Source organism: Cellulosimicrobium sp. GQ32, from assembly GCF_059758455.1.
Genome location: NZ_JCAXEP010000004.1, coordinates 297,104 through 312,631, shown reverse-complemented (window position 1 = coordinate 312,631; position 15,528 = coordinate 297,104). Strand labels below are relative to the sequence as shown.

Sequence of the window (15,528 nt, the reverse complement as noted above, 5' to 3'; positions counted from 1 at the left end):
CGCAACCGCCGCTGTCGCCCCATTCCACCCGCCCCGCCCCCGCCCCGCCCCGCCCCCGCCCCCGCGCCGAGCACGACATGGCGGTCGGTATGAGAGCCAGAACGACCGTCATGTCGTGCTCGGCAGAGCCGTTCGGCCCGCGCGGGCCTGCGCGATCCGCCTTGACGCAAGCATGCGTTCGGGCGGCCCGGAATCACGCAAGCGGCTTGCAGCGGCGCGTATAGTCGACGGCATGTCGAGACGTCTGGCGGAGGTCGCCACCAAGGTCGGTGTCAGCGAAGCCACGGTGAGCCGCGTGCTCAACGGGAAGCCCGGGGTGTCGCAGGCGACGCGGGACGCGGTGCTCACCGCGCTCGACGTGCTCGGCTACGAACGGCCGACCAAGCTGCGCGGCGAGCGCGGGCGTCTCGTCGGGCTCGTGCTCCCCGAGCTCGTCAACCCGATCTTCCCGGCGTTCGCCGAGGTCATCGGCGGCGCGCTCGCGCAGCAGGGCTTCACCCCGGTGCTGTGCACGCGGACCGCGGGCGGTGTCACGGAGGCCGAGTACATCGACCTCCTCCTGGGCCAGCACGTGTCCGGCGTGATCTTCGCGGGCGGCTTCTACGCGGAGCGTCTGGCCGACCACGCGCACTTCCGGCGCCTCGAGAAGCTCGGGCTGCCGGTCGTGCTCATGAACGCCTCGATCGAGGACCTCGACTTCCCGCGGGTCTCGTGCGACGACCTCGTCGCGATGAACCAGGCGCTCGGCCACGTGCTCTCGCTCGGCCACGAGAAGGTCGGGCTGCTGCTCGGGCCGGCGGACCACGTGCCGTCCGAGCGCAAGCTCGCCGCGGCGCAGGCGTTCGCCGAGCGGCAGGGCCACGTGCTCGACCCGGCGCTCGTCGTGCACAGCCAGTACTCGCTGGAGAGCGGGCAGGCCGCGGCGAACCGCCTGCTCGAGGCCGGCGCGACGGCCATCGTGTGCGCGAGCGACCCGCTCGCCCTGGGCGCCGTCCGCGCGGTGCGGCGCGCGGGCCTCGACGTCCCGACGGACGTCTCCGTCGTCGGCTACGACGACTCGAACCTCATGAACTCCACCGACCCCGCGCTGACCACGGTCCGCCAGCCCATCGAGCCGATGGGCCGGGCCGCCGTCGACCTGCTCGCGAGCATGATCGCGGGCGCCGACGTCTCGCGCGACGAGCTCCTGTTCGAGCCCGAGCTCGTCGTGCGCGGCTCGACCGCCGCGGCGCACGCCGCCGCCCGCGACGCGGCGGCCTCCTAACCACCCGCTACTCACCAGGGCCCCGGCCCGGCCGCCTCGTGCGCGCCGGCCCGGGGCCCTCGTCGTCGTCCCCCCGTGGCGCGCGACCCGGGGCCTCCGGTCGCGCCCGACCGTCGAACCCGGGGTCTCGTGGCACCCGGGGGCTCCCCGCGACCCACAAACCCGGGTTCGGCGCTGGGTCCCGCAACTCGCGTTCGAGGCCAGGCCCGCGAACCCGGGGTTGCGCGTCGTTCGGGGCTGCGCGTGACACGTAACCCCGGGTTCGGCGAGCAGCGGCGACTGCCGCCGCGACTGCCGCCCCGACCGCCGCCGTGATGGTCGCTGAGATCGCTGTCGTGTCGCACCGGAGCGCTGGGTCGCAACGTTCGTAGGTCTCTCGACGTCGAGAGATAGCGTTTCGATAACGGCACTGTCAGATTCTTGCGCGCATCCTGTCGTCTAGTTACAGTCATCCACGACGGCGCGGTCGGCACCCGGTGCACGACGGCCGTCCCGGGCGCCCACCCGGTCGGATCGAACGCAGTGCGCAGCAGCAGGCGAGGCACGGCCCAGGCACGTGCAGCCCACGAACTCACGGAAGAGGACGCGGTGAGCAACGATCACCCCCGAGTCGCCGACGGCGAACCCACCCCCGACGCGACTCTCGCGCAGGCGGTGCGGGCGCCGGGGGCGGCGTCGCCCGACTGGTGGCGCGGCGCCGTGATCTACCAGGTGTACGTGCGCAGCTTCGCGGACGGGAACGGCGACGGGACGGGCGACCTCGCGGGCGTGCGTCAGCACCTCACCTACCTGCGCGACCTCGGGGTCGACGCGATCTGGTTCACCCCCTGGTACGTGTCCCCGCTGGCCGACGGCGGCTACGACGTCGCGGACTACCGCGCGATCGACCCCCAGTTCGGCACGCTGGCCGAGGCCGAGCAGCTCATCGCGGAGGCGCGCGAGCTCGGGATCCGCACGATCATCGACGTCGTCCCCAACCACGTCTCGTCCGAGCACGAGTGGTTCAAGGCGGCCCTCGCGGCCGGCCCCGGATCGCCCGAGCGCGAGCGCTTCTGGTTCCACCCGGGCAAGGGCGAGGACGGCTCCGAGATCCCGACGCGCTGGGTCTCCGAGTTCCAGGGCAGCACGTGGACGCGCACGACGAACCCCGACGGCACGCCCGGCGAGTGGTACCTGCACGTGTTCGCGCCCGAGCAGCCGGACCTCAACTGGAACCACCCCGACGTGCGCCGCGAGCACGAGGACATCCTGCGGTTCTGGTTCGACCGCGGCGCCGCGGGCATCCGCATCGACTCCGCCGCCCAGCTCGTCAAGGACCCGGCGCTGCCCGAGGTCCCGGCCCACCCCGGTCCGGGCGAGCACCCGCACGTCGACCGGGACGAGCTGCACGACATCTACCGCGGCTGGCGCGCCGTCGCCGACTCCTACGAGGAGCCTCGCGTGCTCGTGGGCGAGGTGTGGCTCGCGGACCGTGCCCGGTTCGCCCAGTACCTGCGCCCGGACGAGATGCACACGGCGTTCAACTTCGACTTCATGGCGCGCCCGTGGGACGCGAAGGCGCTGCGCGAGTCGGTCCAGACGACGCTCGACGCGCACGCCCCGGTCGCGGCGCCCGCGACGTGGGTGCTCTCGAACCACGACGTGACGCGCCCGGTGACGCGGTACGGCCGCGAGGACAGCTCGTTCGCTTTCGCGACCAAGCGCTTCGGCACGCCGACGGACCTGGAGACCGGGCGCCGTCGGGCCCGCGCCGCCGCGCTGCTCTCGGCCGCGCTGCCGGGCTCTCTCTATCTCTACCAGGGCGACGAGCTCGGCCTGCCCGAGGTCGAGGACCTTCCGCTCGACGCGATCCAGGACCCCATGCACTTCCGCTCCGACGGCGTCGACCCCGGTCGCGACGGCTGCCGCGTCCCCCTCCCGTGGACGCGCGGCGGCACGAGCAACGGGTTCGGGCCCGACGGCGGCGCGCGGCCCTGGCTGCCTCAGCCCGCGGGCTGGGGCGAGGTGTCCGTCGAGGCGCAGGCCGACGACGAGACGTCGATGCTCGCGCTCTACCGCCGCGTGCTCGCGACGCGGCGCGCGGAGCCCGCGCTGCACGGCGAGGCGTTCCGCTGGCTCGACTCCCTCGGTGGGGTCGCGCTCGGCGACGACGTGCTCGCCTTCGTCCGCGGGGACACCCGCGGTGACGACGACCGCGCGGTCACGTGCGTGGTCAACCTCGGGGCCGAGGACGTGCCGCTGCCCGCGGACGCCGAGGTCCTCCTCCACAGCGGCACCCCGCACGGGGCGGACGCGTCGGAGCCACCGACGCGCCTCGCCCCCGACACCGCGGTCTGGCTGCGCACGTGACGCCGCGCACGAGCCGTCGGGCCTGACCGCCACCAGTCCCCGGGCCGCGAGCCGGTCGGCCCGGACACCCAGCACTCACCCAGCACACACCCAGCACCACCGGAACACAGGAGTGACGATGAAGTCCACACGTCAGGCGATCGCCTTCACCCTCGCGGGGGCGCTCGCGATCAGCACGCTCGCCGCGTGCTCGAGCGGCGGCTCGGGCAGCGACGACGAGAGCAGCGGCTCGGACGGCGACGGGAAGGTCACCCTCAAGGTGGTCTCCCTCCTCCCGGGCTCCGAGCAGGAGGCGATCGACGCCTTCAACGCCCAGGTCGAGGAGTTCGAGACCGCGAACCCCGACATCGACATCGTGCCCGAGGAGTACGAGTGGAAGGCGACGACGTTCGCCCCCCAGCTCGCCGGCGGCACGCTGCCCGACGTCTTCGAGATCCCGTTCACGGACGCGAAGACGCTCGTCGAGAACGGCCAGCTCGCCGACCTCGACGAGCAGTTCCGCACCCTGCCCTACGCCGACAAGTTCAACCCGGCGATCATCGAGGCGGGTACGGGCGCCGACGGCCACGTCTACGCGATCCCCGCGAAGAACGTGTACGGCGTGGGCCTGCACTACAACCGCGCGCTGTTCGAGTCCGCAGGGCTCGACCCCGACCAGCCGCCGACCACGTGGGACGAGGTCCGCGAGGACGCGAAGAAGATCGCGGACGCGAACCCCGGCGTGGCGGGCTACATGCAGATGTCGCAGAACAACACGGGCGGCTGGCAGCTCACGGTCAACACCTTCGCGCGCGGCGGCCGCACGCAGGAGGTCGCGGACGACGGCACGGCCACCTCGACGCTCACGAACGACGGCACCAAGGAAGCGCTCGAGTGGCTCAAGGCCATGCGCTGGGAGGACAACTCCCTCGGGAGCAACTTCCTCCTCGACTGGGGCACGATGAACCAGGCGTTCGCCGCCGGCCAGGTCGCGATGTACACGTCGGGCTCGGACGTCTTCACGTCGCTCGTCCAGACGAACGCGATCGACCCCGCCACCTACGGTCTCGCGGCGCTCCCGCTCGAGGGCGACGACGCGGGCGTCCTCACGGGCGGCACGCTCGCCGCGATGCCGGCGAACGTCGACGAGTCGAAGAAGGAGGCCGCGATCAAGTGGATCGACTTCTTCTACCTCGGCAAGCTCGTCGACGAGAAGCGCGCCGTCGCCGACGCCGAGACGCTCGTCGCGAACGACCAGCCCGTGGGCACCCCGGTCCTGCCGATGTTCTCCCAGGAGCAGTACGAGCAGAACCAGGAGTGGATCAAGGACTACATCAACGTCCCGCTCGACCAGATGACGAGCTACACGGACACGATGTTCGACCTGCCGCTCGTCGGTGAGCCGTCGCAGAAGACGCAGGAGATCTACGCCCTGCTCGACCCGGTCGTCCAGGCCGTCCTGACGGACGAGAACGCCGACGTGGACGCGCTGCTGGAGCAGGCGAACACCGAGGCGCAGGCCCTGCTCGACCAGGGCTGACGCCCCGCGGTCGCGCGGCCCGCACCGGGCCGCGCGACCCGCAGACCCGGGTCGGCCGGCAGCGCCCCCTGCCGGCCGACCCGTACCCCGCCGGTGCCCGACGGCGCGACGCACCTCGCGTCGTCGGGCACCTCCCCACCGCACCGAAGGACGTTCGCCCGTGACCGCCACCACCGCCCCGCCGCGACGGGGACCCGCCTCCCACGCGCGGGCCGACCGCGACGGCCGACGCCGCAGCCCCGTGACGTGGTTCCGTGGCGGCGGCCTGAGCAACCTCGTCTTCCTGCTCCCGCTGATCCTGATCTTCGGCGTCTTCTCGTGGTTCCCGATCGTGCGCGCGGTGATCATGAGCTTCCAGGAGACGAACCTCGTGAGCGACCCGACGTTCGTCGGGCTCGACAACTTCCGCCAGGTGCTGAACGACCCGCTCCTGTGGAAGGCCGTGAAGAACACGCTGTACTTCGCGTTCCTCGCCCTGCTGTTCGGGTACCCGATCCCGCTCGTCGCCGCGGTGCTCATGCGGGAGGTGCGCCGGGCGCGCGGGCTGTACTCCGCGCTCGCGTACCTGCCGGTCGTCGTGCCGCCGGTCGTCGCGGTGCTGCTGTGGAAGTTCTTCTACAACGGCAGCCCGACGGGCGTGTTCAACACGATCCTCGGCTGGGTCGGGCTCGGCCCGTACCCGTGGCTCCAGGACGCCTCGACGGCGATGCCCTCGCTCGTGCTCGCCGCCACGTGGGCCGGCGCGGGCGGGACGATCATCATCTACCTCGCCGCCCTGACGAGCGTGCCGCCCGAGCTCTACGACGCCTCCGAGGTGGACGGCGCGGGGCTGTGGCGCAAGATCTGGCACGTGACGCTCCCGGCGCTGCGCGGCGTCCTGTTCATCACGCTGATCCTCCAGGTGATCGGCACGGCGCAGGTCTTCCTCGAGCCCTACCTGTTCACGGGCGGCGGGCCGAACAACGCGACCCTGACGATCCTGCTGCTCATCTACCGCTACGCCTTCCAGAACAGCCTCGGCGGCGACTACGGGGCGGCGACCGCGCTGTCGATCATGCTCGCGGCCGTCCTCGCCGTCTTCTCGATCCTCTACTTCCGGCTCACCCGGTCCTGGAGCACGTCATGACTCTCTCGCCCACCGACAACCCGAGCGAGATCGGCGTCGTCTCGCAGGACTCCGCGGCGACGGCCGACAGCACGCCGGCGGGCCCGACGGGCGGCACGGGGACCTCGCGTCGCGCCGCCGAGGCCAGCCGCAACCGGCGCGAGTCCGAGCGCCGCAAGGTGCGCGCGCGCCGTCGCAAGGCGCTCGACGGGGTCGAGGACCGCGGCGCGCTCTCCGAGGCGGACTGGCGCCGCCCGTCGATCCGGTGGGGGATGGGTACCACGCACGTCCTGCTGCTCGTGATCCTCGTCGTCGCGGGGCTCGGCCCGATGCTGCTGCTCGCCAAGTACGCGGTCACGCCGACGCAGGACATCCTGCGCACGCCGATGGCGATCTTCCCGAACGGCATCGCGTGGGACAACCTCGACAAGGCGTGGAACGACGTCCAGGTCAGCCGGTACTTCCTCAACACGATCTGGCTCGCGGTCGGGTCGTGGGCGTCGCAGATCCTGGTCGCGACGACGGGCGGCTATGCGCTGTCCGTCCTGCGGCCGAGGTACGGGAAGGTCGTGCAGGCGCTCGTCCTGTCGACCATGTTCGTCCCGGCGATCGTCCTGCTCGTCCCGCTGTACCTGACGATCCTCGACCCGCCGCTGCTGGGCCGGTCGCTCATCAACAGCTTCTGGGCCGTGTGGCTGCCGGCGGGCGCGAGCGCGTTCAACGTGCTGCTCGTCCAGCGGTTCTTCGACAGCCTCCCGCGCGAGGTGTTCGAGGCCGCGCGCATGGACGGCGCCGGGCCGTACCGGCTGTTCTGGTCGGTCGTGCTGCCGATGTCCAAGCCGATCATCGGCGTCGTGTCGGTGTTCGCGGTCATCGCGGCCTGGAAGGACTTCCTCTGGCCGCTCCTGGTCCTCAAGGACCCGGCGATCCAGCCGCTCTCCGTGCGCCTGCCGTCGATCGAGGCGTCGACCGACCTCGGCGTGTTCCTCGCGGCGCTCGCGATCTCCACGCTCATCCCGGTCGCGCTGTTCCTGGTGTTCCAGCGCATGTTCCTCCAGGGCGCCGGCCTGGGAGGAGCGGTCAAGGGCTGACACGTCCGTCGCCGAACACGACTTTGGTGTCGTTATCCCGCGGATAACGACACCAAAGTCGTTCTCGACCGCGCGCAGGGGTCGTGGTCAGCCGCGGCCCCGGCCCTGCATGGCGCGCAGGACGGCGTCGTGGACGTCGGTGTTGCGCTGCGCGCCCGCGAGGCGTGCGGCGCCGGGGCCCTGCGCGGTGATCGGCGTGGCCTCGCCGGTGTGGCCGCCCGTGGTCCAGTCGACCGTGAACTGGAGGTCGGACCCCGCGAGGTCGAACGGGCCGTCCTCGGTCGTGGCGCCCTCGCCGCCCTCGTCCTCGGGGTCGACGTTCTCGATCGCGAGCCCGCCCGTCGCGTGGTCGCCCACGACGAGCACGAGCGTGCCCCGGTTCTCCTTCGCGAAGTCGAGCGCGAGCGCGACGGTCTCGTCGAGCGCCTGCCCGGCCTGGATCGTGCGCGTCGCGTTGCTGCGGTGCGCGAACTCGTCCACCGCCTCCTCCTCGACGAGCAGGAAGAACCCGTCACGGTCGCGCTTCAGCACGTCGAGCGCCTTGGCCGTCATGTCGACGAGCGGCACCTCCGGCTCGTACAGGTCGCCCTCGCCCTCGTTGCGCTGCTCGAACATCTCCTCGTTGGCGAACAGGCCGAGCAGCTTGCGACCGCGCGCGTCCGCGAGCCCCTCGGCGTCGCTCACGTAGGTGTAGCCGAGGTCCTGCGCGCGCTCGACGAGGTTCCCCTCGGTCCCCTTGCTCTGCTCGGTGGGGTCCTTCGCGGGGTTGTCCTCCCACGCGCCCGGGTCACCCGCCGGGAACCACCAGTCCTCGCCGCCGCCGAGCACGACGTCGGGCCGCGAGCTCTCGAGGAACTGGCGCGCGATCTCGCTCTGGTCGCCGCGGTCGGGCACGTGCGCGCCGAACGCCGCGGGCGTCGCGTCGGTGACCTGCGCCGTCGTGACCAGCCCGGTGGCCTTGCCCGCGCCCCGGGCCGCCTCGAGGAGGGTCGGGACCGGGTTGCCGTCGACGTCGACGCCGACCGCCCCGTTGTACGTCCGCACCCCGGACGCGAACGCGGTCGCGCCCGCGGCGGAGTCGGTGACCGCCTCCTCGGGGTCGGCCGAGTCCGTGGTGGTCCAGCCGGCGTGCTCGAGCGAGTCCATCGCGAGCTGCCCGTCCTTGCCGACCGTCGCGAGCCGGATCAGCTCGCGGTGCGACAGGCCGAGCCCGTCGCCCTGGATGAAGATGACGTTGCGGGCGCGGTCGTTCCCGTGGCCCTGGCCGTGGCCGTGACCTTGGCCGTCGCCCCGCTCGCTCCCGCCGAACGGCAGGAGCATCACGAGCGCCGCGGCCGCCGCGACCCCCGTGGTACCCGCCCGGAGCTGTCCTCGTCGTGACTGCATGAGCCTCCCCTTCCCACCGGCGTCGCTGCCGGTGCCGGCACGGCCGCGGAGGGGACGGTGTCGCCGTCGCGCGCGGGCCGCGCCCGACGGCGTCGGTGCCGCCGGTCCCAGTCCACGCTAGGCACAGGGTCGGCACTGGCAACCCGGGTCGGGTCGCCCGGCGCTCACCAGCGGTTGTGGACCTCCTCGGCCCAGCCGACGAGCCCGTCGAACTGCACCGTCCCGGCGTCGTGCCCGTCCGACGTCTCGCCACCTGACAGGGTGAACGTGCCCGACCAGGTGCCGAAGCTCTGGTCGGTCGACGACGACACGACGCCGAGGTGCGTGCGCGTGACCTTGGTGTGGAAGGGCTCGAACGTCGCGTCGAGCCCGCCGCCGGTGACGCGCCACGGCCGGTCCGGGTCGGCGAGGTCGTAGTCCCAGACCAGCTCGTCGGGGAGGTGGTGGAGGCGCCCGTCGACGAGGACCGCGTTCTCGGTCGAGCCCGTGCCGACCGTCCAGCGTCCGCCCACCTGGATCCCGACGACCCGCCCGTGGCTCTTGCCCGAGCCCGCGCCCCAGTTCCAGCGCACGTCGTACGGCCAGCGGCCGCGCCCGTGGTCGAGCACGGCCCACGACGACCCGGCGGGCACGTCGACCGTCCGACCGTCGACCCACAGCGTGCCGTGCGCCGGGCGCGCGACGTCCTTGACCGTGTACTGGAAGAGCGTGTCGTTCCACGGCACGACGACGGCGAGCCGCTCGTGCCCGGGCGGCAGCTCGGCGACCACGTCGAACGAGACGTCCCGGGTCCGCGCGCGCAGGCGCGTCCCGCCGTCGACCTCGTCGAGGTCGATCGCGAGGTTCTTCGCCCGGGCGCGCGCCGGGCCGTCCCCGAGCGACCCGGGCAGCTCGACGCCGCGCGCCGGGACGACGGTCGCGGCCTCGCCCCACGTGCGGCCCGTCTCCCGGTCCAGCACCCAGACCTCGTGCACCGCGGCGTAGTCGAGCGAGGACACCGTCAGCGCGAGGACGTGCGTCGGGGTGACGACGCCCCAGTACTCCCAGCGCTTGTTCCGGCCACGGTGACGGCTCCAGCGGCAGCGGCCGTCCCGTGCCACCCCGGACGTGTCGACGAGCGGCTGCCGCGCCCAGCCGACCGACCGGCGGTCGAGGCTCCCGTCGGGCAGGGTGAGCGCGACGCGCTCGGTGATCTCCGGGAGCGGCACCGCTCCACCTCCACGTGGTCCGGCTCGGGCGGTCCTGCGCGGCGGGCGACGGTGCCCGATGCCCGGCCCGAGGAGCGAGCGAGGCCGAGTCTAGGGGCCGCGGGAAGCGGCCGGGACGAGGTGACACTCTGTCCCGTCAATGTCACGTCCGCCCGGCTCGTTTCCCGGCGGGCGGGCCCCGGAGCAGGTGCCATGATCGGGAGCATGCCCCCGTTCTCCCCCCAGGACGTCGCTGCCGACGCGGGTCGGGCCGCTGAGCCCGCCGCCGCCCCTGCGAGCGCCGTCGACCCCGGTCCCACCCCCGACCTGCGCCCCTACGACGCGCTGCTGCTCTACTCGTTCGGCGGGCCCAACAAGCCCGAGGACGTCGTGCCGTTCCTGCGCAACGTCACCGCGGGCAAGGGCATCCCGGACTCGCGCCTCGAGGAGGTCGGCGAGCACTACTACGGCTTCGGCGGCAAGAGCCCCATCAACGAGCAGAACCTCGCGCTCAAGGCCGCGCTCGAGGCCGAGCTCGCGCGCCGCGGCGTCGAGCTGCCCGTCGTGTGGGGCAACCGCAACTGGGAGCCGTACACGACGGACGCGATCGACGAGCTCGAGGCGCTGGGCGCGAAGAACGCCGTCGCGCTCGTGACCTCGGCGTACTCGTCGTACTCGGGTTGCCGCCAGTACCGCGAGGACCTCGCAGTCGTCCTCGACGGGCGCGGCCAGCTCGGCCCCGACGGCTCGACGGGCGTGCAGTTCGACAAGGTGCGCTCGTACTTCAACCACCCGGGCTTCGCGCAGGCGAACGTCGACGCGGTGCTCGACGGCTACGCGGCGCTCGCGGAGAAGGGCGGCGACGGCACGGCCGCCCGGCTCGTGTTCGTCACGCACTCCATCCCGGACACGATGGAGGCGGCGTCGCGCATCTCCTTCGCCACGTACTCCGAGCAGCACCTCGACCTCGCGCGCGTCATCGCGGCGGAGGTCTCGGCGCGCCTGGGTCACGACGTCGCGTGGGACCTCGCCTACTGCTCGCGGTCCGGCCCGCCGAGCCAGCCGTGGCTCGAGCCCGACGTGAACGACCATCTGGAGGCCCTCGCGCAGGACGGCGTCCGCGACGTCGTGCTGTCACCGATCGGCTTCGTCTCCGACCACATGGAGGTCGCGTACGACCTCGACACCGAGGCGATGGAGACCGCGGCGGGGCTCGGGATGACCGCGGTCCGCGCGGGCACCGTGAGCACGCGCGAGCCGTTCGTGCGCGGTCTCGTGGACCTGCTCGTCGAGCGCGCGGCGCTCGCGCGGGGCGAGGCCGTCACCGAGGCCACCGTCGGCAGCCTGCCCGCCTTCCGCTCGGTGTGCGCGCCCGGCTGCTGCCTGCGTCGCGACGGGGAGCCGAGCGGCGTCCCCGCGCTGTGCAGCACGGACGTCCACAGCTGAGCCCCGTACCGATCAGGGAGGAACCCCGATGAACGACGCCGCGCGCGTCCCCGCGGACCACGAGCAGATCAACACCACCATCCGCTACGCGATGTGGTCCGTCTTCGCGACGGCGGCGCCCCTGCCCGCCGACGCGGACGAGCGCGCGGGCCTCGTGGCCGACGCGCTGACCGCCGTCGGCGGCGGCGACGACCCGGCCGCGACGGACGGCGACCTCGTCGTGCGCGGCTGGTACGACGTCGCGGGCCTGCGCTCGGACGCCGACCTCATGGTGTGGTGGCACGGCCCGACGGTCGAGTCCGTCCAGGGCGCCTACCAGCGCCTGCGCGCGAGCGGTCTCGGCGCGCACCTGGAGCCCGTGTGGTCGAACGCGGCGCTGCACCGCCCGGCGGAGTTCAACCGGGGGCACGTGCCCGCGTTCCTCGCGGGCGAGGCGCCGCGCGACTACCTGTCCGTCTACCCGTTCGTGCGCTCCTACGACTGGTACCTCCTGCCCGACGCCGAGCGCCGCACCATGCTGCGCGACCACGGGCTCGCGGCGAAGGACTACCCGGACGTGCGCGCCAACACGGTCGCGTCGTTCGCGCTCGGCGACTACGAGTGGATCCTCGCGTTCGAGGCCGACGAGCTGCACCGCATCGTCGACCTCATGCGCGAGCTGCGCGCGACCGAGGCGCGCCGTCACGTGCGCGAGGAGGTCCCGTTCTTCACGGGCCCGCGCACCACGCTCACGGCCTGGGCGGACCGCCAGCCCTTGGCCTGACCCGGCCCTGCGCCGAGAACGACTCTGGTGTCGTTATCCGTCGGATAACGACACCAGAGTCGTTCTCGGCAGCGAGCAGCGTCGTTCTCGGCGCGGGGGAGCGTCGGCGCCCGAGATGCTCAGCATGCTGAGTGATGTCACGCTGGAGGCATGACCACAGCAGCCGTCCCGGCGGGCGCCGTCCCCGCCCCCGCGCCCTCCGACCGCGTCCGCCAGGTCGTCGTCCTCGTCGGCTCGCTCGTCGCCGCCGGGGCCGCGGCCTACGGTGCGGGCGCGTTCGGCGGCACGGCCGTCGAGCAGACCGCCGGGGGAGCGCTGTCCTCGACCGCGACGCCCGTCGCGCCCGACAACCCGGCGTTCCGCATCTGGTCCGTGATCTACCTCGGCCTCTTCGCGTTCGCCGTCTACCAGGTGCTGCCGCGGCACGCGACGAGCCCGCGGCTGCGCGCGACCGCGTGGTGGGTCCTGGTCTCCATGGTCCTCAACGCCGCGTGGATCGGCGTCGTGCAGGCCGGGTGGATCCCGTTCAGCGTCGTCGTCATCGCGGCGCTGCTCGCGGTCGACGCGGTGGTCGTCGTGCGGCTCGTGCGCCGGCGGCCCGAGTCGACCGCGCAGGCCGTCGTTCTGGACGGGACGATGGGCCTGTACACCGGCTGGGTGAGCGTCGCGACGCTCGCGAACGTCGCTGCGGCGCTCACGGACGCGGGCGTCGGCGAGCTCGGCCTCGGCGCGACGGGCTGGTCGGTCGTGCTCGTCGTGCTCGCCGCGGCGCTGTCCGTCGCGTGGGCGGCGTTCGCCGCCGGCCGCCGCGCGGTCGCCCTCGGCATCGGCCTCGCCATGTCCTGGGGTCTCGCGTGGATCGCCGTCGGGCGGTTCCAGGGCGAGCTCGTGGACACCACCGTGGCCGGGGCGGCCGTCGCCGCCTCCGCGGTCGCGCTCGTCGCGGCGGTCGTCGCCGCGACCCGCCCGGCGCGCGCCTGATCACCCGCCGAGCACGCGGTCCGCGACCGGGTCGAGCCCAGGACGGCCGCAGACCCGTGCTCGGCGGGGCCTCCCCTCGCAGGTCAGGGGTAGAGGCCGCGGATCTGGTGCGCCTCGGCGACGCGCTGCACGCCGATGACGAGCGCGGCGTCGCGCAGGCTCAGCTCCTCGCGGCGTGCAAGGCCCGCGACCTCGTCGTACGCGTGCAGCATGCGGTGCTCGAGCTTCTCGCCGATCTCCTCCGCGGTCCACCAGTACGCCTGGTTCGCCTGCACCCACTCGAAGTAGGAGACGACGACGCCGCCCGCGTTCGCGAGCACGTCCGGCACCACCGTCACGCCGTTCTTGGCGAGCACGCGGTCGCCCTCGGCGGTCGTCGGGCCGTTGGCGCCCTCGACGACCCAGCGCGCGCGCACGGTGCGGGCCGTGTCGCCGTCGAGCACGCCCTCGACCGCCGCGGGGACCAGCACGTCGACGTCGAGCGCGAGCAGCGCGTCGTTGTCGACGGGGTCGGCACGGTCGAAGCCCACCACGCTGCCGGTCGCGGCGACGTGCTCGAACAGCGCGCGCACGTCCAGCCCGTCCGGGTCGTGCACGCCCCCGTACTGGTCGGAGACCGCGACGACGCGCGCCCCGCGCGCCGCGAACAGCGCCGCCGCGTGCGAGCCGACCTTGCCGAAGCCCTGGATCGCGACGCGCACGTCGGACAGCGGCACGCCCGCCTCGTCGAGCGCCGCGGCGGTGACGTGCACGACGCCCGCGCTGGTCGCCGTCGTGCGCCCGAGCGACCCGCCCACGGTGATGGGCTTGCCCGTCACGACGGCCGGGATCGTGTAGCCCTGGTTGACCGAGTAGGTGTCCATGACCCACGCCATGGTCTGCTCGCTCGTGCCCATGTCGGGCGCCATGATGTCTCGCTCCGGGCCGATGACCGGCATGATCTCCGACGTGTAGCGGCGCGTGACGCGCTCGAGCTCGGCGTCGGAGTAGCAGCGCGGGTCGATCGAGACCCCGCCCTTCGCCCCGCCGTAGGGCAGGTCGACGAGGGCGCACTTCCACGTCATCCACATCGCGAGCGCGCGCACCTCGTCGATGTCGACGCTCGGGGAGTAGCGGAGCCCGCCCTTGCCGGGTCCGCGCGAGACGTTGTGCTGTACGCGGTAGCCGTGGAAGAGGACGGTGCGGCCGTCGTCCCGCCGCAGCGGGACGGCCACGTTCACCTCGCGCCGTGGTGTCGCGAGCATCTCGTGCAGGCCGTCGTCGTAGCCGAGGAAGTCGACCGCGCCGGCGAGCTGCGCGTGCGCGGTGTCGAGCGCGGACGCCGGTGCGGTCGCGGCGTCGGGTCGGGAGGTCGTACGGGGAGCGGGGTCGTTCGGGGTGGTTTCGCCGCCGGTGAGGGTGGTCGGCACGGACGTCGTCGTCACGGTTCCTCCGGTTCGAGGTTTCTCCTCGGTGCCGCGGGGGTGTGCGGCACCGAGGGTCACGCTACCCCCGGCGCGGGCGCTCGCCCCTCACGCGCCCCGGCGGTGCCCCAGGGCGTCGATCGCCGCGAGCTCGTCCGCGGAGAGGGAGAACCCGGTCACCGCGAAGTTCGCCTCGATGCGCGACGGCGTCACCGACTTCGGGATGACGACGAACCCGTGGTCGAGGTGCCAGCGCAGCACGACCTGGGTGGGCGTGACGCCGTGCGCGGCCGCGATCTCGGCGAGCACCGGCGCGTCGAGGTCGGTGCGCTTGAACGGGCTGTAGCCCTCGAGCACGACGCCGCGCTGCGCGAGCTCGTGCACGACGCGGTGGTCGTAGTCGGCGGGGCTCCACGGGATCTGGTCGACGGCGGGCGTCTCGCCGACCTGGTCGGACAGGACGTCGACCTGCTCGACCGAGTAGTTGCTCACCCCGATCGAGCGCACCTTGCCCTCGTTCCGCAGCTCGACGAACCGCTCCCAGACCCACGGCGACGCCTCGCCGGACGGCGGCCAGTGGATGAGCCACAGGTCGACGTGGTCCGTGCCGAGGCCGCGCAGCGACGCCTCGAGCGTCTCGCGCTCGCGGCCCGCGGCGTCCGGCGGGAGCTTGGTCGTGACGAAGACGTCGGCGCGGTCCACGGACGAGTCGGCGAGCGCGCGCCCTACCTGCGCCTCGTTGCCGTAGCCCGTCGCGGTGTCGACGTGCCGGTAGCCCACGTCGAGCGCGTGGCGCACGGCGCGATAGGCGTCGTCGCCCTCGGACTGCCACGTGCCGAGCCCGAGCAGCGGCATCGCGCCGCCGGGCAGGTCGACGGTCGGGACAGGGCCGGCGGAGGCGCCGGGGGAGGAGCTGGTAGAGGTCATGCGGTCAGTCTCCGTGCCCGACGGCGTCGCTCGCCACCGCGGCGGGCCCACCGGGGGCTGTGCGTCACCGGAGCACGCCGAGCCCGGGGTTGGCGGTCAGCCGGCGC

Annotated in this window: 12 protein-coding genes; 8 read left to right on the top strand and 4 right to left on the bottom strand. The window is 73.3% G+C overall.

Annotated features, from left to right (window positions below):
- The first annotated feature begins 232 nt into the window (after window positions 1-232).
- The 5 genes from AC6CH9_RS09430 (at window position 233) to AC6CH9_RS09410 (ending at window position 7,328) form a co-directional block, all read left to right on the top strand.
- Window positions 233-1,264, top strand: coding sequence for a LacI family DNA-binding transcriptional regulator (locus AC6CH9_RS09430; RefSeq protein WP_498154640.1), 1,032 nt, complete (start codon window positions 233-235; stop codon window positions 1,262-1,264).
- Window positions 1,265-1,918: 654 nt separating this feature from the next.
- Window positions 1,919-3,613, top strand: a complete 1,695-nt coding sequence (locus tag AC6CH9_RS09425; RefSeq protein WP_498154681.1) for a glycoside hydrolase family 13 protein — start codon at window positions 1,919-1,921, stop codon at window positions 3,611-3,613.
- Between the two features lie 118 nt (window positions 3,614-3,731).
- On the top strand, window positions 3,732-5,132 hold the full coding sequence (locus AC6CH9_RS09420) for an ABC transporter substrate-binding protein (RefSeq protein WP_064315298.1): 1,401 nt from the start codon (window positions 3,732-3,734) through the stop codon (window positions 5,130-5,132).
- A 160-nt stretch (window positions 5,133-5,292) separates the two neighbouring features.
- Entirely contained in the window at window positions 5,293-6,258 is a 966-nt protein-coding gene (locus AC6CH9_RS09415; RefSeq protein WP_172820007.1) for a carbohydrate ABC transporter permease, read from the top strand.
- Window positions 6,255-7,328 (top strand): carbohydrate ABC transporter permease, encoded by a 1,074-nt coding sequence (locus AC6CH9_RS09410; RefSeq protein ID WP_237843516.1) that lies wholly within the window; start codon window positions 6,255-6,257, stop codon window positions 7,326-7,328. Before AC6CH9_RS09415 ends, AC6CH9_RS09410 begins: the two co-directional genes overlap by 4 nt.
- Window positions 7,329-7,415: 87 nt before the next feature.
- Here the strand turns inward: AC6CH9_RS09410 and AC6CH9_RS09405 are convergent, their stop codons facing one another.
- Both AC6CH9_RS09405 and AC6CH9_RS09400 read right to left on the bottom strand, forming a co-directional pair.
- Complete coding sequence (locus tag AC6CH9_RS09405) at window positions 7,416-8,714, bottom strand: alkaline phosphatase (protein ID WP_498154639.1); 1,299 nt, start codon at window positions 8,712-8,714, stop codon at window positions 7,416-7,418.
- 164 nt (window positions 8,715-8,878) lie between these two features.
- Window positions 8,879-9,922 (bottom strand): DUF2804 domain-containing protein, encoded by a 1,044-nt coding sequence (locus AC6CH9_RS09400; RefSeq protein ID WP_498154638.1) that lies wholly within the window; start codon window positions 9,920-9,922, stop codon window positions 8,879-8,881.
- Window positions 9,923-10,126: 204 nt separating this feature from the next.
- Between AC6CH9_RS09400 and AC6CH9_RS09395 the strand changes: the two genes are divergently transcribed.
- From AC6CH9_RS09395 to AC6CH9_RS09385, 3 genes are all read left to right on the top strand, one after another.
- Window positions 10,127-11,347, top strand: coding sequence for a ferrochelatase (locus tag AC6CH9_RS09395; protein ID WP_498154637.1), 1,221 nt, complete (start codon window positions 10,127-10,129; stop codon window positions 11,345-11,347).
- A 28-nt stretch (window positions 11,348-11,375) separates the two neighbouring features.
- Window positions 11,376-12,110, top strand: coding sequence for a hydrogen peroxide-dependent heme synthase (hemQ, locus tag AC6CH9_RS09390; RefSeq protein ID WP_498154636.1), 735 nt, complete (start codon window positions 11,376-11,378; stop codon window positions 12,108-12,110).
- 150 nt (window positions 12,111-12,260) lie between these two features.
- On the top strand, window positions 12,261-13,091 hold the full coding sequence (locus tag AC6CH9_RS09385; RefSeq protein WP_498154635.1) for a TspO-related membrane protein: 831 nt from the start codon (window positions 12,261-12,263) through the stop codon (window positions 13,089-13,091).
- 83 nt (window positions 13,092-13,174) lie between these two features.
- Here AC6CH9_RS09385 and AC6CH9_RS09380 read toward each other — a convergent pair whose 3' ends face one another.
- Window positions 13,175-14,515 carry a Glu/Leu/Phe/Val family dehydrogenase gene (locus AC6CH9_RS09380; protein WP_498154634.1) on the bottom strand — a complete coding sequence of 447 codons (1,341 nt, stop codon included), beginning with the start codon at window positions 14,513-14,515 and terminating at the stop codon, window positions 13,175-13,177.
- An 87-nt stretch (window positions 14,516-14,602) separates the two neighbouring features.
- On the bottom strand, window positions 14,603-15,421 hold the full coding sequence (locus AC6CH9_RS09375; RefSeq protein WP_498154633.1) for an aldo/keto reductase: 819 nt from the start codon (window positions 15,419-15,421) through the stop codon (window positions 14,603-14,605).
- Between the last annotated feature and the right edge of the window lie 107 nt (window positions 15,422-15,528).